This is a genomic window from Azospirillum formosense (assembly GCF_013340925.1).
Taxonomy (GTDB): Bacteria; Pseudomonadota; Alphaproteobacteria; order Azospirillales; family Azospirillaceae; genus Azospirillum; species Azospirillum formosense.
Window position 1 is genome coordinate 1 of the sequence record NZ_WHOR01000101.1, and the last position, 19,313, is coordinate 19,313.

General features: G+C 69.0%; 11 protein-coding genes. 4 read left to right on the forward strand and 7 right to left on the reverse strand.

The genetic code is table 11. From position 1 onward, the window contains the following. Nucleotides 1–27: 27 nt before the first annotated feature. The 3 genes from GBZ26_RS14775 to pyk all read right to left on the reverse strand — a co-directional run bounded on the left by GBZ26_RS14775 (nt 28) and on the right by pyk (nt 3,322). Complete coding sequence (locus GBZ26_RS14775; protein WP_174439488.1) at nt 28–852, reverse strand: formate/nitrite transporter family protein; 825 nt, start codon at nt 850–852, stop codon at nt 28–30. Nucleotides 853–951: 99 nt separating this feature from the next. Beyond that, nucleotides 952–1,731, reverse strand: coding sequence for a pyruvate formate-lyase-activating protein (pflA, locus tag GBZ26_RS14780; protein WP_174439489.1), 780 nt, complete (start codon nt 1,729–1,731; stop codon nt 952–954). Nucleotides 1,732–1,798: 67 nt separating this feature from the next. After that, nucleotides 1,799–3,322 (reverse strand): pyruvate kinase, encoded by a 1,524-nt coding sequence (gene pyk / locus GBZ26_RS14785; protein WP_174439490.1) that lies wholly within the window; start codon nt 3,320–3,322, stop codon nt 1,799–1,801. 518 nt (nt 3,323–3,840) lie between these two features. Here pyk and GBZ26_RS14790 point away from each other — a divergent pair. Further along, nucleotides 3,841–6,363, forward strand: a complete 2,523-nt coding sequence (locus GBZ26_RS14790) for an HWE histidine kinase domain-containing protein (protein WP_246654167.1) — start codon at nt 3,841–3,843, stop codon at nt 6,361–6,363. Nucleotides 6,364–6,619: 256 nt separating this feature from the next. Here GBZ26_RS14790 and GBZ26_RS14795 read toward each other — a convergent pair whose 3' ends face one another. From GBZ26_RS14795 to GBZ26_RS14805, 3 genes are all read right to left on the reverse strand, one after another. Next, nucleotides 6,620–9,385: a hybrid sensor histidine kinase/response regulator gene (locus GBZ26_RS14795; RefSeq protein ID WP_174439497.1), complete on the reverse strand. Its 2,766-nt coding sequence runs from the start codon at nt 9,383–9,385 to the stop codon at nt 6,620–6,622. Nucleotides 9,386–9,529: 144 nt separating this feature from the next. Beyond that, a complete protein-coding gene (locus GBZ26_RS14800; protein WP_174439492.1) occupies nt 9,530–10,207 on the reverse strand; it encodes a TetR/AcrR family transcriptional regulator in 678 nt (225 codons plus the stop codon). 84 nt (nt 10,208–10,291) lie between these two features. Then, nucleotides 10,292–11,002, reverse strand: coding sequence for a TetR/AcrR family transcriptional regulator (locus GBZ26_RS14805; protein ID WP_174439493.1), 711 nt, complete (start codon nt 11,000–11,002; stop codon nt 10,292–10,294). Nucleotides 11,003–11,212: 210 nt separating this feature from the next. Here GBZ26_RS14805 and GBZ26_RS14810 point away from each other — a divergent pair, with 210 nt between their 5' ends. Together GBZ26_RS14810 and GBZ26_RS14815 are read left to right on the forward strand one after the other, a co-directional pair. Beyond that, nucleotides 11,213–12,397, forward strand: a complete 1,185-nt coding sequence (locus tag GBZ26_RS14810) for an efflux RND transporter periplasmic adaptor subunit (RefSeq protein ID WP_035682312.1) — start codon at nt 11,213–11,215, stop codon at nt 12,395–12,397. 16 nt (nt 12,398–12,413) lie between these two features. Further along, nucleotides 12,414–15,566, forward strand: coding sequence for an efflux RND transporter permease subunit (locus GBZ26_RS14815; RefSeq protein ID WP_174439494.1), 3,153 nt, complete (start codon nt 12,414–12,416; stop codon nt 15,564–15,566). A gap of 128 nt (nt 15,567–15,694) precedes the next feature. On the opposite strand, the gene GBZ26_RS14820 is transcribed toward GBZ26_RS14815, so the two are convergent. Continuing rightward, nucleotides 15,695–16,531, reverse strand: a complete 837-nt coding sequence (locus GBZ26_RS14820) for a MurR/RpiR family transcriptional regulator (protein ID WP_174439495.1) — start codon at nt 16,529–16,531, stop codon at nt 15,695–15,697. Between the two features lie 371 nt (nt 16,532–16,902). On the opposite strand from GBZ26_RS14820, the gene pflB reads away from it, so the two are divergent. Then, entirely contained in the window at nt 16,903–19,185 is a 2,283-nt protein-coding gene (gene pflB / locus GBZ26_RS14825) for a formate C-acetyltransferase (RefSeq protein ID WP_174439496.1), read from the forward strand. Nucleotides 19,186–19,313: the final 128 nt, after the last annotated feature.

Here is a 19,313-nt window from a genome sequence, read left to right on the forward strand (position 1 = left end):
GTTAGGGTGGGGGCAAAACGTCTGTCTTCAGTGCGCCGTGCGGCGGCTCGGGCGGCGGTAGATGAACCAGTAGACGGCCCCGACCAGCACCGCCCCGCCGAACCAGTTGCCCAGCGTCACCGCGGCGAGGTTCAGCAGGAACTGCCCGACCGGAATGACCGGCGCGGCGCGGCCCAGATCGGCCCAGAAGGAGGCCGGGGCGCCCCACTCGATCAGCAGGCCCAGCGGCACGAAATACATGTTGGCGACGCAGTGCTCGAAGCCCGCGGCGACGAAGGCGCTGACCGGGAAGACGATCGCCATGATCTTGTCGGTCACGCTGCGCGCGCCGAGCGCCAGCCACACCGCCAGGCAGACCAGCACGTTGCACAGGATGCCCAGGAAGAAGGCCTGTCCGGCGGGCAGCCCGGCCTTGGCCGTGGCGAAGTAGAGCGCCGAGGCGCCCACCGCGCCGTGGCCGAAGGCGTACTGCCCGGACAGGAAGACCAGCAGCGCCGTGCCGGCGGCGCCGACGAAGTTGCCGAGCCACACCATCGTCCAGACCCGGAGCATCCGCCCGGTCCTCACCCGCCCGCTGGCCCAGGCCATGACCATCAGCGCGTCGCCGGTGAAGAGCTGCGCGCCGCCGACGATGACCAGGATCAGCCCCAGCGAGAAGACCAGCCCGCCGAGCAGCCGGGTCACCCCGTAGGGCAGCATGCCCTCCGCCCCCGACATGGCGACGGTGGCGAACAGCCCGCCCAGCGCGATGAAGGCGCCGGCCAGCACCGCCAGGGCGAACAGCGTCGCACCGTCGTAGTTGGCCTTCTTGACGCCCAGATTCTCCGCCGCGAGAGCGATGGCGTCGGGCATCAGCGCGTCGAGGGAGGACGGGGCGGGGCGGCGGCAGGGGAGGCGTGTGGGGCGGCCTCCGGAAGGGAATGCGTGTCCATGATGGGGGTGCTCCTCGTCTCACACGGCCTTGAGGCCCTGCGTCCGGAAGATGCCGCGCACCCGCTCGGTCAGTTCCGGCGGGGGAGGCTCGGTGTTGGCCAGCGCGTAGGGCAGGCCGAGCTGCTTCCACTTGAACTCGCCCATCTTGTGGAAGGGCAGGACGTCCACCCGCTCGACCACCTCCAGGCCGGCGGCGAACTCCGCCAGCCCCTCGATCTCGTCGAGATGGTCGGTCAGGCCGGGCACCAGCACGTAGCGCAGCCAGATCGGTTTGCGCAGAGCGGACAGCCGCTCGGCGAATTCCAGGGTCGGGCGCAGCGGCACGCCGGTCGCCGCGCGGTAGGTGGCTTCCTTGAAGGCCTTGATGTCCAACAGCACCAGATCGACGTCGGCCAGCAGATGGTCGTCGGCGTGGCTGCCGAGGAAGCCCGAGGTGTCCAGCGCGGTGTGCAGGCCGAGCTGCTTGGCGCCGCGGAAGATGGCCGCGCAGAATTCCGGTTGGACCAGCGGCTCGCCGCCGCTGATGGTCAGGCCGCCGTGGGCGCGGTGCAGGAAATCGGCGTAGGTGGCGATGTCGGCCAGCACGTCCGAGGACTGGGCCGGCGACCCGTCGTGCATGTGGCGGGTGTCGGGGTTGTGGCAGTACTGGCAGCGCAGCGGGCATCCGGCCAGGAACAGGACGTAGCGCAAACCCGGCCCATCGACCGTGCCGCCCGTCTCGACCGAATGGACCCAGCCGCGGACCGATGCGCCCGTCCCGGCGGCGTGCGCGGGTTGGGGGGTAATCGGGCTGAGCATGAGGCACCTCGTGAATGGGCGCCGGTGCCCGCTTCATTGCGGCACCGGCGCTGCGTGCCATCCTATGTCAGGCCCCGGCGTCGGCCATGACCGGGGTCAATTGATCTGACCGAGACTCCTGCGCGTTTTGCGTGTGGATGCCCGCCGGAAGGACGGGACGCTCCACCCAGGCGATGCGCAGGATGTTGGTCGAGCCCGGCATGCCGAAGGGCACGCCCGCGGTGATGACCAGCCGCTGCCCGTCCTCCGCCAGACCGTGCGCGTAGGCGATGCGGGTCGCCTTGTGCACCATGTCGGAGAAGTTCTGGATGTCTTCGGTCAGCACGCTGTGAACGCCGTAGGCCAGCACCAGACGGCGCGAGGCGGCGACGGTGGCGGTCAGGCAGAGGATCGGCACCTCCGGCCGCTCGCGGGCGGCGCGCAGGGTGGTGGAGCCGCTGGTGGTGTAGGTGACGATGGCCGCCGCGTGGATGGTGTGGGCGACCTGCCGCGCCGCCGCGGTGATGGCGTCGGCCGCCGTCTCCTGCGGGTCGGCGTGCTGGGCGTCCATCATGGTGCGGTAGAGGTCGTCGTGCTCGACCCGGCGGGCGATGCGGTCCATCATCGACACCGCCTCCACCGGGTAGGTGCCCGACGCGGTCTCCGCCGACAGCATCACCGCGTCGGCGCCGTCGAAGACGGCGGTGGCGACGTCCGACGCCTCGGCGCGGGTCGGCGCCGGGGCGCCGATCATCGATTCCAGCATCTGGGTGGCGACGATCACCGGCTTGCCGGCCTTGCGCGCCTCGCGGATGATCCGCTTCTGGATGCTCGGCACGTCCTCCGGCGGCATTTCCACGCCGAGGTCGCCGCGGGCGACCATGACGCCGTCCGACAGCTCGACGATGCGCTCCAGATGCTGGATGGCCAGCGGCTTCTCCAGCTTGGACATCAGCGCGGCGCGCCCGGCGATCAGCTTGCGCGCCTCCGCCACGTCCTCCGGCCGCTGCACGAAGGACAGCGCCACCCAGTCCACCTCCTGCTCCAGCGCGAAGACGAGGTCGGCGCGGTCCTTCGCGGTCAGGGGCGACAGCGGCAGGAGCACGTCGGGCACGTTCACGCCCTTGCGGTCGGACAGCCGAGTGCCGGCCACGACGACGGTGTCGGCGTGCTCCGGGCTGCACGCGACGATGCGCAGCCGCACCTTGCCGTCGTCGAGCAGCAGGTCGGTGTCGGGGCGCAGGGCGGCGAAGATCTCCGGATGAGGCATGCCGACGCGGGTCGCGTCGCCCGGCTCGGTGGACAGGTCGAGGCGGAAGCGCTGGCCCACCGTCAGCTCCACCGAGCCGGCGGCGAAGCGGCCGAGCCGCAGCTTCGGCCCCTGGAGGTCGGCCATGATGGCGATCGGCCGTTCCAGTTCGCGCTCCAGGGCGCGGATGGCGCGCACGCGGGCGCCATGGTCGTCGTGGGAGCCGTGGCTGAAGTTCAGGCGGAAGACGTCGACGCCCGCCTCGAACAGCGAGCGGATCATCTCCGGCGAGGAGGAGGACGGACCCAGCGTGGCGACGATCTTCGTCTGCCGGAAGCGGCGGATCGGGGAGGTGGCGGTCATATCGAAACGGGCTCCGCAAAAGAGGGCGGGGACGGTGGTCGCGGCGCGCGGGCGCTCATCGGCAAGACCGCCGCGCCAGGGCCGGCGTGACGGTGCGGCGCGCGGCGGTCGGTGCGGTCCTGGGGGATGCGCTCGCGGCACGGGCGGGCTTGGGCCGGCCGGGCTGCACGTCTGTCCTTCGCAAAATAAAATACTAGTATATCAGATTGAAAGGCAAGCCCGTTTCGCGGTGCGGGGCGGCCCTTCGGCCAATATGCCGCAGGCTTCCCCGCCCAATGGATTGACCGGCATGTAGGGCTTTCTGCCGAGAGGGATGGTATTGGACCCCCTTCGATTTTGGATTATTTTACCGACACGGCGTGCTTTAAGGCCGCTCCGGTGTGTTGGCATGGAACAAGCCAAGGGATCGGCAAATCATCGTCCCATCCGGATGCATGGGACAAATTTGAGGAACGCCGGAACAATGATGATGGTGGCTGAATGACGCGGGCGGTGCGGCGATGAACGGTGGCGTAGACTTGAGCAATTGCGACCGGGAGCCGATCCATCTCGTCGGGTCCATCCAACCGAGCGGCTTCCTGATCGCGCTGTCGACGGACTGGATCGTCAAGCACGCCTCGTCCAACATCGGGGCGTGGCTGGGGGTGGAGCCCGACGCGCTGTTGGGGCTTCCCCTGACCGAGGTGATGGACGAGGAGGCGCTGCACGCCATCCGTGGGCGGCTCCAACTCTCCCTCATCAACGGGTCGGTGGAGCGCGCCTTCCGCCTGAAGCTGTCGGCCAACGCACTGCCCCTGGACATCGCGGTCCATCTGTCCGGCCAGTCGATCATCGTCGAGGCGGAGCCGAGCGAACCGGACAGCGAACTGGACAGCGGTTCCATGGTTCGCGCGATGATCGGCCGGCTTCAGCGCGCCCCCGACTTTGACTCCTGCTGCCGCGAGGCGGCGCGGCAGCTGCGGTCGCTGACCGGCTTCGACCGGGTGATGATCTACCGCTTCGACCGCGACGGCGCTGGGGAGGTGATCGCGGAATCCGCGGTGCGCGGCGTGCCCTCCTACCTGGGGCTGCGCTACCCCGCCTCGGACATTCCCAAGCAGGCCCGCGCGCTGTACGAGCGGAACTGGCTGCGCTGCATCGACGACGTGAACGCTCCTTTCGCGGCCATCCTGCCGCCGATTGGGCCGGAGGGCGAACCGCTCGACCTGTCGATGAGCGTCCTGCGCAGCGTGTCGCCCATCCATTGCGAGTATCTGCGCAACATGGGCGTGGCGGCCTCGCTGTCGGTGTCGATCCTGCGCCGCGGCAAGCTGTGGGGCCTGTTCGCCTGTCACAACATGGTGCCGCGGCGGCTGTCGCTGGAGCGGCGCACGGCGGCGGAGCTGTACGGCCAGATGTTCTCCTTCCTTCTGGAAAGCGTCGAGCGCGACCGGGAGGAGGCCTACGAGGCCAAGGCGCGCCTGCTCCACACCCGCATCATGGCGGTGATGGCGGACGGCGCCTCCTCCATGGAGAATCTGGAGCGGCTGCGCGGCGAGGTCGGCCATTACATCCGCAGCGACGGCTTCGCCATCGTGCTGGGCGGCCAGACGCTTGTGGACGGCAGCACCCCGACGCCGGAGGAACTGCTCGGTCTGGTGCGCATGCTCAACCGCACGCACGCCAGCCGCGTCTTCGCCACCGGCGAGATCGGGCAGGTCCACGCGCCGGCCCTGGATTTCACCGAGCGCGCCGCCGGCATGCTGGCCATCCCGGTGTCGCGCAAGCCGCGCGACTACATCATCTTCTTCCGCAAGGAGTCGGTCCGCACCGTCACCTGGGCCGGCAACCCGGACAAGCCGGTGGAAGCCGGACCCAACGGGCAGCGCCTGACCCCGCGCAAGAGCTTCGAGGCCTGGAAGGAGACGGTCCTCGGCCAGTCGGAACCCTGGACGGAGGCCGACCTGCGCATCGCCGACTCCCTGCGGATCACGCTGATGGAGGTGGTGCTGCGGCTGGCCGACCAGGCGGAGGAGGAGCGCCGGACGGCCCGCGAGCGGCAGGAGCTGCTGATCGCCGAACTGAACCACCGGGTCCGCAACATCCTCAGCCTCGTCCGCGCCCTGCTGGCCCAGAGCCGGGCCGGGGTCACCCGCGTCGAGGAGTTCGCCGAGATCGTCGGCGGGCGCATCCAGGCGCTGGCCCGGGCGCACGACCAGCTGACGGCGGAGAATTGGAAGCCTTCTCCCCTGCGCCCGCTGATCGCGGCGGAGGTCGACGCCTATCTGGGCAGCCGGGCGGACCGGGTGGTCCTGTCCGGTCCGGAGGTGCTGCTGTCGCCGCCGGCCCTCTCCGTGATGGCGCTGATCATGCACGAGCTGGTGACCAACGCCGCCAAATACGGCGCCTTCGCCGACAGCGGCGGCCGGGTGAAGGTCCATTGGAGCCTGGACGACCGGGACGCTCTGGAGCTCTGCTGGGAGGAAAGCGGCGGCCCGCCCGTGCAGGCGCCGACGCGCCAGGGCTTCGGCACCACCATCATCGAGCGCTCCGTCCCGCACGAGCTGAAGGGCGAGGCGACGGTGACCTACGCCCTCGCCGGGCTGAAGGCGCGCTTCACCATCCCGGCCATCCATGTCAGCCTGGCGCCGGAACGCCCGGCGGTGATCGAGGCGGCGCTGACGCCCTGCGCGGCGGCGGACATCCCGCTGGGCGGGACGGTGCTGCTTCTGGAAGACAACATGATCATCGCCATGAGCGCGGAGGACATGCTGCTGAAGCTGGGCGCCGAGCGGGTGGAGACGGTGGCGAGCGTCCGTCAGGCGCTGGGCGCCATCGCGGACGACCCGCCGGGCATGGCGCTTCTCGACGTCAATCTGGGAACCGAGACCTCCTTCCCGGTGGCGGAGCGGCTGCGCGAACTGGGCATCCCCTTCCTGTTCGCCACGGGCTACGGCGAGTCCGCGATCTTCCCGGAGGAGTTCCGCGACGTGCTGGTCCTGCGCAAGCCCTACGATTCGGAGCAGGTGCGGCGGGGGCTCCAGACGGTGCGGGGGCTGTAGCGCGTCTCGCCGGAGTTCGGGATTCTCGGGGGCAACAGGGTCTTCACGGATTTCACAGATCTGAACACGGATGACACGGATTTTCTTTGATGCTTGCCCGGTGTTGGCTTCTCGAACGGTGCTTCTTGAGCAGACCAATATCAAACAATCCGTGCCATCCGTGCCTGAATCCGCGAAATCCGTGTAAAATCTGTTGTCATCCAACAGGCAACACCCTCCCGGTTGCCGCGCCCAGACGGTCAACCGGGTCGAGTCCTCACGCGGCGGTGCCGGTCTGGCGGGTCAGCGCTTCCTGCAGCAGGCGGGCGGTGACCGGTTTGAACATCAGGCCGATCCCGTGCCGTTCGGCCTCCTGCATCACGTCGGGGCCGGAATCGCCGGTCAGCAGGACGGCGGGGATCGGCGCCCCGGCCAGTTCGCGGATCTTCAGGATGGCTTCGGTGCCCACCTTGTGCTCCCGCAGGCGGTAGTCGGCGACCATCACGTCGGGCCGCCGCCCCGCCGCCCGCAGACGCTCCAGCGCCTCCTCGGTGGACGAGGCGACGATGGTGTCGTAGCCCCAGTCCTGGAAGATCGAGCGCAGCCCCATCAGGACGATGGCGTCGTCGTCGATCAGGACGGCCAGCCGGCCGCGCTCCGGCGCGCGGGCCGGGAGAACCGGGGCCGGGCTCTCCGTGGCGTCGCCGAGCGGCACGGAGATGCGGAACACCGACCCTTTGCCGAGTTCGGAGCGCACCTCCACCGGGTGGCCGAGCAGGGCCGACAGCTTCTGCACGATGGCGAGGCCGAGGCCGAGCCCCTGGTTGCGGTCCCGCTCGGGATTGCCGACCTGATAGAACTCCTCGAAGATCCACGACATCTGCTCGCCGGAGATGCCGATCCCGGTGTCGCGCACCTGGATGCCGGCGTGGCCGTCCAGGGGGTGGCATTCCAGGCGGATCACCCCGCGCTCGGTGTAGCGGATGGCGTTCTCCACCAGATTGCGGACCATGCGCCCCAGCAGGTTGCGGTCGCTGCGCACGGTCAGGTCGTGGTGGTTGACCACCTGGAGGTCCAGGCCCTTGGCGGCGGCGACCGGGGCGTAGGCGGAGCCGATGTCGTCGAGCAGCGGCTTGACGGGAACGTCCTCGATCCGCGGCTGGATCACCCCGGCGTCCAGTTGCGAGACGTCCAGCAGGCTGTCGAGCAGGCCCTTGAGCGTCTCCATCCCACGCTCCAGCATCGCCAGGGCGTCGCGCCCGCGCGGGGAGTGGACGTGGCTGTGCAGCGCCTCGGCGAAGAAGAACATGGACTGCATGGGCTGGCGCAGATCGTGGCTGGCGGCGGCCAGGAAACGGCTCTTGGAGCGGTCGGCCTGCTCGGCCGCCTCGCGGGCCATGCGGCTGTCGTGCACGTCCACCGCGGTGCCCACCCAGGCGATGATCTGATCGTTCTGGCGCATCGGGTTGATGCGGCAGACGTGCCAGCGGTAGGTCCCGTCGTGCCGCTGCATGCGCACGTCGAAGCCGTAGGATTCGCCCGCGGCGATGCCGCGCTCGCGGCTGTCGAGCAGTCGGGGATAGTCGGCGGGGTGGATGTAGGACCAGCGCTCCCCCTGCTCCAGGCTGCGCCCGGTGTAGGAGCGCCAGGCGGCGTTGTAGTATTCCCGCCCGCCGTCCGGCCGGTTGATCCACATCATCACCGGGGTGTTCTCGACCAGTTCGCGGAAGCGGGTCTCGCTCCGCCGCAGGGCCTCTTCGCCGGCCTTGCGCTCGGTGATGTCGGTCAGGGTGACGACGGCCAGCGAGATGCGGCAATCGGGATCGCGCACCGGCTCGGCGTCGGCCAGACAGGTGATGGGACCGGCAGGGGTGTCGCGGCGCAATTCCTCCTGCCGCACCACCGCGCCGTCGCGCAGGGCGCGGACCAGCGGCAGTTCCAACGAGCCCTCCGAAGGACCGCCGGTGAAGGGGCGGGGATAGTCCTCGATGCGGTCGATCCGGCCCAGGGGCTGGCCGATCAGCCGTTCTGCCGCGCTGTTGTACAGGATCACCCGCCCGGTGGGCGCCTCCGCCACCACCACGCCGGCGCGCAGATGCTCCAGCACCGCCTTCAGCAGCGACCGCTCCGTCTCGCGCTGCCGCGTCAGGCGCCCGATGGCCCAGGCGGTTCCGGTCAGGGTGAGCAGCAGGATGAGCAGGAAGGGGAACCACGACCACAGGGTGGCCACGTCGACGCTGCGCAGCGCGGCGGCCCGGTCGATCCCCACGGCGATGGCGAGGCCGCTGCCGTTGGCGCCGGGCGGCGAGTAGGCGGTGACGCGGGGCACCCCGTCCAACCCCTCGGTCAGCGCCGTCGTCGTCGCCGCGCCGCTGAGGAACTGGCCGAGCCGCTCGGGAAGCGGCCGGCCGACGATTCCCTGGAGGTCCGGGACGCGGACGAGGACGGTGCCGGCGCGGTCGGCCAGAAGGACCGTCACGTTCGGCGGCAGGGGCTTGCGCGCCTGATACTGGCGCAGCCAGTCGAGGTCGAGCAGGGCGGTGACGACCGCCGGCTGGGCTCCATCGCTTTGCCCGCCGCTCTCGCCGCCGCGTGCATAGGGTAGGGCGAAGGGCAGAACGCGGTGGCGCGGCCCCTCGGTGGCGACATATTCGCCCACCGAGAAGAGGCCGGTCGTCAGGGCCTGACGAATCTGCGGCTGGTCGGCGCTTCCGGTCCCGACGGTCCTTCGGTCGGTGGAGCACAGGACGGTCCCCGATCGGTCGGCGAAGCCCAGCGTCAGATAGCTGGGCAGGCGCTGGTGAAGCCGCTCCATCGTCTCCTGGCAGTCCGGACCGGCGATGTCCGCCTCCGCCAGCGTGGCCAGGATGTGTTCGATGTCGTCGACGATCCGCTGCTGCTCGGTCTGGATCAGGTCGAGCAGGCGCAACGCCTCCTGGCCGAGTTCGGCCTCCCGCTCCGCCCGCAGCCGGGCGTGGGAATAGACCTCGAACCCGATCAGCGGGGCCAGGGTGAAGACGAGCAGCAGAAGCCAGCGGAGCATGGACACGATCGACCGTCCCGGCCCGGGGGCCGATGGGATAAGGGAAGCGATCGTGTGAACCCTAACATACCGCAGTATGTTGCAGCGCCTGTCCTTCGGTCCTAACGCTTTCCTGCGCCCGGCTGTGCTTGCCTCAACCCAAGGTCAGTGCTCCGCAATGGGGCGGGCGCCCGCCAGGAAGAGGGCGACAGCCCGTCCGACGTAACGCTCGACCTCCTCCATGGAGAGGGATTGTTCCGGAAGGATCAGGCGGCGCAGCAGGATGTTGCCGGTGATCATGCCGATGAAGCCGCGGGCGGCCGCTTCCGGCTCCGCGACGGTCAGAGCACCGGCGGCGGTCTGCCGTGCCAGATAGTCGGCCAGGCGCCGCTGGGCGGTTTCCGGGCCGATGCGGAAGAAGGCTTCGGCGATGTCGGGGATGCGTCCCCCCTCCGACACCAGCACGCGGACGACGGCCATGGTGCGGTCGTCGAACAGCGCCGCGACGAGGTGCAGGGCGAAGCGGGTCAACCCGTCCTCCGGCGCCGCCCGCTCGTCGGCCTGGATGGCGGCCAGCCCGTCCTGGATGCGGGCGCTGTTCTCCTCCATCATCGCGCGGAACAGCCCCTCCTTGTCGCCGAAATGCTCGTAGAGGGTTGCGCGCGACCCGCCGGCACGGCCGATGATGTCGGTCAGCGTGGTCTTCTCGAAGCCCTTCTCCACGAACAGCGCCGCCGCCGCGTCGAGCAGGGCCTGCCGGCGCGCCCGGCCGCGCGGGCCGACCGTGGACGAGTCCTTATCCGTTGTCTTGTCGATCAATTCCCTGGCGTTTCCCCGGTCCATCGGTTTTTTCCTTAGGCGCTGGCGGGAGCTATGACCCTTGCCGCCCCCGCTGGCAAGACGGCAATACGCCGCTCTCCATCCTGGTCAGGGACGGGTCCCTGCGAGGAACAACCGCACGGACTGGCGGACGTAGCGCTCCAACTCCTCCATGGACACGGGCTCGTCCGGAAGGATCAGCCGCTTGGTCAGCAGGTCGCCGACCACCATGCCGATGAAGGCGTGGGCGGCCCCCTCCGGATCGTCGATGCGCAGGCGCCCGGCTTCCGTCAATTCGCGGAAGCAGTCGGCGAGCCAGCCGATGGTCTTCTCCGGTCCGACCTGGAAGAAGGCCCGGGCGATGTCGGGGATGCGTCCGCCCTCCGACACCAGGATGCGCAGGATGGCGGTGGTTTCCGGCATGGTCAGCGTGCCGGCGATGTGCAGGCCGACGCGGTAGAGATTCTCCTCAAGTTCCTCGGCCATCGCCGCCGGGCCGGCGGTGTGCATGGCCGACATGTCCTCCAGCACGCGGTCGCAGTGGCGCTCCATCACCGCGCGGAACAGCCCCTCCTTGTCGCCGAAATGCTCGTAGAGCGTGGTGCGCGACCCGCCGGCCTGCCTCAGGATGTCGGAGAGCGAGGTCAGCGCGAATCCTTTCTCCACGAACAGCGCGGCTGCGGCGTCGAGCAGCGCCCGGCAGCGCGCCTGGCCGCGCGGGCCGCAGCCGGGCGTGTCGAAGCTGTTGAGGCCGAGTCCGGAGATGCCGCCCCCAGCGCCATTTCCGTGGAACGGTGTGGATGCCCCCTTGTCGGGCATTGCGGTTCCCCCTTGCGCGAACGGTCGTTCTGAATGTATCGTCCGGTACAGTGTACTGTATGAGACAGTACGAATAAAGGGGTCATTTCGCACCGTCCGCGCGCACCGGCCTTTTCCGCCGGTCCCGAAAAAAAGCCGGGCGGAACGTGGGAGATTCCCGGCTCATTAGGACATTTCATCGCCGCATCACGGCGTTTTTACGAGGAACGGATGTTCAACAGGAACGCATTTCTGTCTCTTGCCGTGGCGGCCTCCCTGACCGTGGTGCTGGGTGCCTGCCAGGACAAGAAGCACGCCGCCGGGGGCCAGCCGGCGCCCGGTCCGGCGGAGGTCGCGGTGGCGACCATCCAGCCGCAGAGCCTGTCGGTCACCACCGAACTGCCGGGCCGCACCGCGGCCTTCCGCGTGGCGGAGATCCGCCCGCAGGTCAGCGGCATCGTGCTGAAGCGCTTCTTCACCGAGGGCAGCGACGTCAAGGCGGGCGACCAGCTCTACCAGATCGACCCGGCCACCTACGAGGCCAACCTCGCCGTCGCCCAGGCCGACATCCAGAAGGCGGAGGCCAACCTGCAGGCCGCCCGCAACAAGGCGGCCCGCTACAACGACCTCGTCAAGAACAGCGTCGTCAGCAAGCAGGACTACGACGACGCCATGGCCTCGCTGAAGCAGAACGAGGCGCAGCTCGCCGCCGCCAGGGCCGCCCACAATCTGGCGCGCATCAACCTGGACTACACCAGGGTCTTCGCCCCCATCTCCGGCCGCATCGGCAAATCCGCCGTGACGGAAGGCGCGCTGGTCACCGCCAACCAGGCGACGGCGCTCGCCACCGTCCAGCAGCTCGACCCGATCTACGTGGACGTGACCCAGACCGCCTCGCAGCTCATGCAGCTCCGCCAGGACATGGAGAGCGGGCGCATCCGCCCGGCCGAGCCCGGAAAGATCCCGGTCTCGCTGTTCCTGCACGCGGCGGAGGCCCCCTATCCGCAGCGCGGCGAGCTTCAGTTCTCCGACGTGTCGGTCGATCCGGGCACCAGCTCCGTCCAGCTCCGCGCGGTGTTCCCGAACCCGAACCTGAATTTGCTGCCCGGCCTGTTCGTGCGCGCCCGCGTCGAACAGGGCGTGGCCGAGAACGCGCTCGCCGTGCCGCAGGAGGCGGTGCAGCGCGGTCCGGACGGCTCGGCCCGCGTCTGGGTCGTCGGCGACGACAACAAGGTCAACCCGCGCACCATCAAGACCGAGCGGGCGATCAACAACGCCTGGCTGGTCTCCGACGGGCTGAAGGCGGGCGAGCGCATCGTGGTCGAGGGGCTTCAGAAGGTGAAGCCGGGGGGCGAGGTCAAGCCGGTGGCGGCCCAGGCCGCCGTGGCGGCCCTGCCCGGACCGCAGGCGCGCTGAGGCCGAGGACCGATCCATGTCGAAATACTTCATCGACCGGCCCGTCTTCGCCTGGGTCATCGCCATCGTCATCATGCTGGCGGGCGGTCTGGCGATCCTGGGCCTGCCCGTCGAGCAATACCCGAAGATCGCCCCGCCGACGGTGTCCATCACCGCCAGCTACCCCGGCGCGTCCGCGAAGACGCTGGAGGATACGGTCACCCAGGTCATCGAACAGAAGATGACCGGGCTCGACCACTTCCGCTACATGTCCTCGAACAGCGATTCGTCGGGCAACGTCACCATCACCCTGACCTTCGAGCCGGAGGCCAACCCGGACATCGCCCAGGTCCAGGTGCAGAACAAGCTCCAGCTCGCCGTGCCGCTCCTGCCGCAGGAGGTGCAGCAGCGCGGCCTCCAGGTGTCGAAGGCCGGCAACGACTTCCTGATGGTCGCCGGCTTCGTGTCCAGCGACGGGCGGCTGAGCCAGGGCGACATCGCCGACTATGTGGCCTCCAACCTCCAGGACACGATCAGCCGCGTCGAGGGTGTGGGCGACATCACCGTGTTCGGCCCGCAGCACGCCATGCGGATCTGGCTGGACCCCGACGCGCTGAACAGCCACCAGCTGACCACCATCGACGTCACCAACGCCATCAAGGCGGAGAACGCGCAGGTGTCGGCGGGTCAGCTCGGCGGCGCCCCGGCGGTCCCCGGCCAGCGCATCAACGCCACCATCATGGCGCAGTCGCGCATGCAGACGCCGGAGGAGTTCGGCGCCATCCTGCTGCGCGTCAATCCCGACGGCGGCCAGGTGCGGCTGCGCGACGTCGCGCGGATCGAGATCGGGCAGGAAACCTACGAGATCACCGCCCGCTACAACGGCAAGCCGGCGGCGGGCCTGGGCGTCAAGCTGGCGACCGGGGCCAACGCGCTGGACACCGCCGCGGCGGTGAAGGCGCGCATCGCCGAGCTGTCGGCCTTCTTCCCGGAAGGGCTGGAGGTCATCTACCCCTACGACACGACGCCTTTCGTCGAGCTGTCGATCCACGAGGTCGTCAAGACGCTGATCGAGGCGATCATCCTCGTCTTCGCCGTGATGTACCTGTTCCTGCAGAACTTCCGGGCGACGCTGATCCCGACCATCGCGGTTCCCGTGGTGCTCCTCGGCACCTTCGGCGTGCTGTCGCTGTTCGGCTTCTCGATCAACACGCTGACCATGTTCGGCATGGTGCTGGCCATCGGCCTGCTGGTCGACGACGCCATCGTGGTGGTGGAGAACGTCGAGCGCGTGATGAGCGAGGACGGGCTGCCCCCGCGCGAGGCGACCCGCAAGTCGATGGGCCAGATCACCGGCGCGCTGATCGGCATCGCGCTGGTGCTGTCCGCCGTGTTCGTCCCCATGGCCTTCTTCGGCGGCTCGGCCGGGGCCATCTACCGCCAGTTCTCGCTGACCATCGTGTCGGCGATGGCGCTGTCGGTGCTGGTCGCCCTGGTGCTGACCCCGGCGCTCTGCGCCACCATCCTGAAGCCGGTGGCGAAGGGCCACGGCCACGCCAAGCGCGGCTTCTTCGGGCTGTTCAACCGCGGCTTCGACGCCAGCAGCCGCGTCTATCTGCGCGGCGTGCGCGGGGCGGTGTCGCGGCTCGGGCGCTACGGCATCGCCTACGCGCTGATCGTCGGCGGCCTCGCCTACCTGTTCCTCCAGATGCCCTCCTCCTTCCTGCCGCAGGAGGACCGCGGGACCATGTTCGTGCTGTGGTCGGCCCCGCCGAACGCCAGCATCGAGCGCACGATGGAGACGACCAAGCAGGTCGAGACCTATTTCCTGGAGAAGGAGAAGGACAGCGTCGAGGGCCTGTTCACCATCGCCGGCTTCAACTTCGCGGGCCGCGGCCAGAACGCCGGCATGGCCTTCGTCCGGCTGCGCGACTGGAGCGAGCGCGAGTCCGCCGACCGCAAGCCGACCGCCATCGCCGGGCGCGCCATGGGCGCCCTGTCGAAGGCCAAGGACGCGGTGGTCTTCGCCTTCATGCCGCCCTCGGTTCCGGGACTCGGCAACGCCACCGGCTTCGACCTCCAGCTGGTGGACCGCGGCGGCGTCGGGCATGACCGGCTGATGCAGGCGCGCAACCAGCTGCTGGGCCTCGCGGCGCAGAACGCCAAGCTGGTCGGCGTCCGGCCGAACGGGTTGGAGGACACGCCGCAGTTCAAGCTGACGGTGGACCGCGAGAAGGCCAGCGCGCTCGGCCTGTCGCTGACCGACGTCAACACGACCCTGACGGCGGCCTGGGGCTCCTCCTACGTCAACGACTTCATCGACCGGGGGCGCGTGAAGCGCGTCTATCTCCAGGCGGACGCTCCATACCGCATGCAGCCGAGCGACGTCGACCGCTGGTACGTGCGCAACGCCATGGGGCAGATGGTCCCCTTCTCCGCCTTCACCACGGCGCAGTGGACCTACGGTTCGCCGAAGCTGGAGCGGTACAACGGCATGTCGTCGCTCAACATCCAGGGCTCCGCGGCGCCGGGCATCAGCTCCGGCGAGGCGATGCAGGAGATGGAGGCGATGATGGCCAAGCTGCCGCCGGGCGTCGGCTATGAGTGGACCGGCCTGTCCTACGAGGAGCGGTTGAGCGGGTCGCAGGCCCCGGCGCTCTACGCCCTGTCCATGCTGATCGTCTTCCTCTGCCTGGCCGCGCTCTACGAGAGCTGGTCGGTGCCGGTGTCGGTCATCCTGGTGGTGCCGCTGGGCGTCATCGGCGCCGTGCTCGCCGCCACGCTGCGCGGCCTGCCCAGCGACGTCTACTTCCAGGTGGGCCTGCTGACAACCATCGGCCTGTCGGCGAAGAACGCCATCCTGATCGTGGAATTCGCCAAGGCGCTCTACGACGAGGGCATGGAGCTGAAGGATGCCGCCATCGAGGCGTGCCGCCAGCGCCTGCGCCCGATCATCATGACCTCGCTGGCCTTCGTGCTGGGCGTTCTGCCGCTGGCGACCAGCAGCGGCGCGGGCTCGGAAAGCCAGAACGCCATCGGCGTGGGCGTGATGGGCGGCATGATCTCCGCCACCGTGCTGGCGATCCTGTTCGTCCCGGTCTTCTTCGTCGCGGTCTACCGTCTGTTCGGCAGCAAGCGTGCCGGTGCCCACACCCCGCCGGGTGCCGAGCCGGTGCCCGCCGGCGACTGACGGTTCGGCTGCGGCTGGAAGCGGAAGGCCCGGTTCCGGAAACGGGGCCGGGCTTTTTGCTGTGGGAACTGCGGCAGAACGGCACAGGACGGGCGGGGCGGCTTGCCGCCAAACTAATATACTAGTATTTATTGTTCCCGGGGGTGGCGGCTGAGCGCCTGCTTGTGGCGTTCCAGGCGCTCCCGCAGGGCGTCGCCTTTGCGCAGCGCCACGGCAATCGACAGTATGTCGCCGAGGACCAGATGGCTGATGCGCGACGTCATGGGCGAGTGGATGTCGAAGTCTTCCGCGACGTCGGCAAGCAGGCTGACCGTGGCGAGCTGCGCCAGCGGCGAGCCGGAGCGGGTGATGGCGACGACCGCGGCGCCGGACGACAGCGCGTTCTGCACGGCCTCCAGCATGTCGCGGGTGCCGCCGGAGCTGGACACCGCGACCACCGCGTCGCCGGGAGCGAGCGACAGGGCCGACACGAAATAGACGTGGGCGTCGCTGTAGGCGACGGTGGGGATGCCCAGCCGGAAGAAGCGGCGCTGGATGTCCTGCGCCACCGTGCCGGAGTTGCCGGAGCCGTAGAACTCGATCCGCCGCGCCCCGGCCAGCAGGTCGGCGGCGCGGTCCACCGCCTCCGCCGACAGGTTGTTGCGCACCTGCATGAGCGTCGCCAGGGTGCGGTCGAACACCTTGCCCGCTATGCCCGCCGCTTGGTCGTCCGGGCTGACCTCCTGGTCGATGAAGGGCATGCCGGCGGCGATGTCCTGGGCCAGCTTGATCTTGAACTCGCGGAAGCCGCTGCAGCCCAGCGCCCCGCAGAAGCGGGCGATGGTCGGCTCGCTGACTCCGGCGCGTTCCGCCATGTCGGCCATCGACAGGGTGATGACCTCGCCCGGCTGGGCCAGCACGCAGTCCGCCAGCTTCCGTTCCGAAGGACGGAGCCCGTCGCGCACCGCCATGATCCTCGCCAGCATCGGCCTGTTCCCCTGTTCCGTCCGTCCGCCACTGTAGCACGGATAGTAAAACTACATGACCCGATAGAAGGGCGCTATCGGCTGCGCTGTTCCACATACCGGGACCGCCGACGATGCGGCGTTCCGTCGCAGTAAGTTCATCAAAGACCGTGGAAAATCAACCGCTTTTGTCTTGCGCACCTCGTGGTTCCGGTTTATGTAGCAAAACTACAAAATGACTTTTGGCCCTGCCGGCTTCACAGCCCGTTGCCATACCGCCGCTCCCGTCCTGACCGGGGTCCGGCGGTCTTCCGACCCCTCCACTGGGGGCCTCCAGGGTCGATCAGCGACGCGGCGCGTGCCGCCCAGACGCCTTTTCGTGAGGAGACATCATGGACACCCTGCTGAGAGACGGACTCGTCGAGACCCCGGAACAGCAAGCCGAGCGCCCCTGGCGCCGCTTCGTTCCGGGCGTCTGGCAGCAAGAGGTCAACGTCCGCGACTTCATCGTCCGCAACGTCCATCCCTACGCCGGGGACGCGCGTTTCCTGGCCGGCCCGACCGAACGGACCAGGGCGCTGTGGGACAAGGTCACCGCCCTGCTGAAGGAGGAGCGCGCGGCCAAGGGCGGCGTGCTCGACGCCGACACGGAGGTCTTCGGATCGATCACCGCCTACGCGCCGGGCTACATCGACCGGGAGCTTGAGCTCGTCGTCGGGCTGCAGACAGACAAGCCGCTGAAGCGCGCGATCATGCCCTTCGGCGGCTGGCGGATGGTCAAGAACGGGCTGGAGGCCTACGGCTTCACACCCTCGCCCAAGCTGGAGGAGGTCTTCCCCGGCTTGCGCAAGTCGCACAATGACGGCGTCTTCGACGTCTACACCGACGAGATGCTGCGCTGCCGCAAGTCGGGCGTCATCACCGGCCTGCCGGACGCCTACGGCCGTGGGCGCATCATCGGCGACTACCGCCGGCTGGCGCTCTACGGCGCGACCTTCCTGATCGAGGACAAGAAGGCCCAGGTCAAGAGCCTGGAAGTCGACCGCATCGACGAGAACACGCTGCGCCTGCGCGAGGAGATCACCGAGCAGATCAAGGCGCTGAAGGAGCTGGCCGCCATGGCCAAGTCCTATGGCTTCGACGTGTCGCGCCCGGCGGCCAACGCCCGCGAGGCGGTGCAGTGGACCTATCTGGCCTATCTGGCGGCGGTGAAGGAGGCCAACGGGGCGGCCATGTCGCTCGGCCGCGTGTCGAGCTTCCTCGACGTCTACGTCGAGCGCGACCTGCGTGACGGTCTGCTGAGCGAGGAGGAGGCGCAGGAGCTGATCGACCAGTTCGTGACCAAGCTGCGCATCGTCCGCTTCCTGCGCACGCCGGAATACGACCAGCTCTTCTCGGGTGACCCGACCTGGGTGACGGAGTGCATCGGCGGCATAGCGCTCGACGGGCGCACGTTGGTCACCAAGAACAGCTTCCGCATGCTCCAGACCCTGAACAACCTTGGCCCCGCTCCGGAGCCGAACCTGACGGTGCTGTGGTCGGAGAGCCTGCCGGAGGGCTTCAAGAAATTCTGCGCGGAGACGTCGATCAAGACCTGCTCGGTGCAGTACGAGAACGACGACCTGATGCGGCCCTACTGGGGCGACGACTACGGCATCGCCTGCTGCGTCTCGGCCATGCGCATCGGCAAGCAGATGCAGTTCTTCGGCGCCCGCGCCAACCTCGCCAAGACGCTGCTCTACGCCATCAACGGCGGCCGCGACGAGGTGTCGGGCGAGCAGGTCGGCCCGGCCTTCGCGCCGATCACCGGCGACGTGCTCGACCACGACACGGTGGTCGCCCGCCTGCTGCCGATGATGGAGTGGCTGGCGCGCGCCTACATGAACACGCTCAACGCCATCCACTTCATGCATGACAAGTACATGTACGAGCGGCTGGAGATGGCCCTGCACGACCGCGACGTGCTGCGCACCATGGCCTGCGGCATCGCCGGCCTGAGCGTGGTCGCGGACAGCCTGTCGGCGATCAGGCACGCCACGGTCAAGGTGGTGCGCGACGAGCGCGGCCTCGCCACCGACTTCGTCATCGAGGGCGACTACCCGGCCTTCGGCAACAACGACGACCGGGTCGACGGGATCGCGGTGTGGCTGGTGGAGACCTTCATGGGCCTGCTGCGCAAGCAGAAGGCCTACCGCGACGCGGTGCCGACGCAGTCGGTGCTGACGATCACGTCGAACGTGGTCTACGGCAAGAAGACGGGCAACACGCCGGACGGGCGCAAGGCCGGCCAGCCCTTCGCGCCGGGGGCCAACCCGATGCACGGGCGCGACCGCAAGGGGGCGATCGCCTCGATGGCGTCGGTGGCCAAGCTGCCCTACGCCCACGCCCAGGACGGCATCAGCTACACCTTCACCATCGTGCCCGGCGCGCTGGGTCCGACCGAGGGCGAGCGGGTGGACAATCTGGTGGGCATGCTGGACGGCTATTTCGGCCAGGGCGGCCACCACATCAACGTGAACGTCTTCGACCGCGAGACGCTGCTGCACGCCATGGATCATCCGGAGCTGTACCCGCAGCTGACCATCCGGGTGTCGGGCTACGCGGTGAACTTCATCAAGCTGACCCGCGAGCAGCAGATGGACGTCATCAGCCGCACCTTCCATGGGGCGCATTGAGAAGCGTCTGAGGCGCAAAGTATTGCCCCCTCCCTGATCCTCCCCCGCTTCGCAGGGGAGGGGATGAACTCCCTCTCCTGCGTAGCGGGGGAGGGAAGGGGCCCGCGAAGCGGGAAGGGTGGGGGCAA

Coding starts and splice junctions, on each gene's coding strand:
- GBZ26_RS14820 (WP_174439495.1), bottom strand. CDS start 16,531: ATGCTGGCGAGGATCATGGCGGTGCGCGACGGGCTCCGTCCTTCGGAA.
- pflB (WP_174439496.1), top strand. CDS start 16,903: ATGGACACCCTGCTGAGAGACGGACTCGTCGAGACCCCGGAACAGCAA.
- pyk (WP_174439490.1), bottom strand. CDS start 3,322: ATGACCGCCACCTCCCCGATCCGCCGCTTCCGGCAGACGAAGATCGTC.
- GBZ26_RS14805 (WP_174439493.1), bottom strand. CDS start 11,002: ATGCCCGACAAGGGGGCATCCACACCGTTCCACGGAAATGGCGCTGGG.
- GBZ26_RS14795 (WP_174439497.1), bottom strand. CDS start 9,385: ATGCTCCGCTGGCTTCTGCTGCTCGTCTTCACCCTGGCCCCGCTGATC.
- GBZ26_RS14815 (WP_174439494.1), top strand. CDS start 12,414: ATGTCGAAATACTTCATCGACCGGCCCGTCTTCGCCTGGGTCATCGCC.
- GBZ26_RS14810 (WP_035682312.1), top strand. CDS start 11,213: ATGTTCAACAGGAACGCATTTCTGTCTCTTGCCGTGGCGGCCTCCCTG.
- GBZ26_RS14800 (WP_174439492.1), bottom strand. CDS start 10,207: ATGGACCGGGGAAACGCCAGGGAATTGATCGACAAGACAACGGATAAG.
- GBZ26_RS14775 (WP_174439488.1), bottom strand. CDS start 852: ATGCCCGACGCCATCGCTCTCGCGGCGGAGAATCTGGGCGTCAAGAAG.
- pflA (WP_174439489.1), bottom strand. CDS start 1,731: ATGCTCAGCCCGATTACCCCCCAACCCGCGCACGCCGCCGGGACGGGC.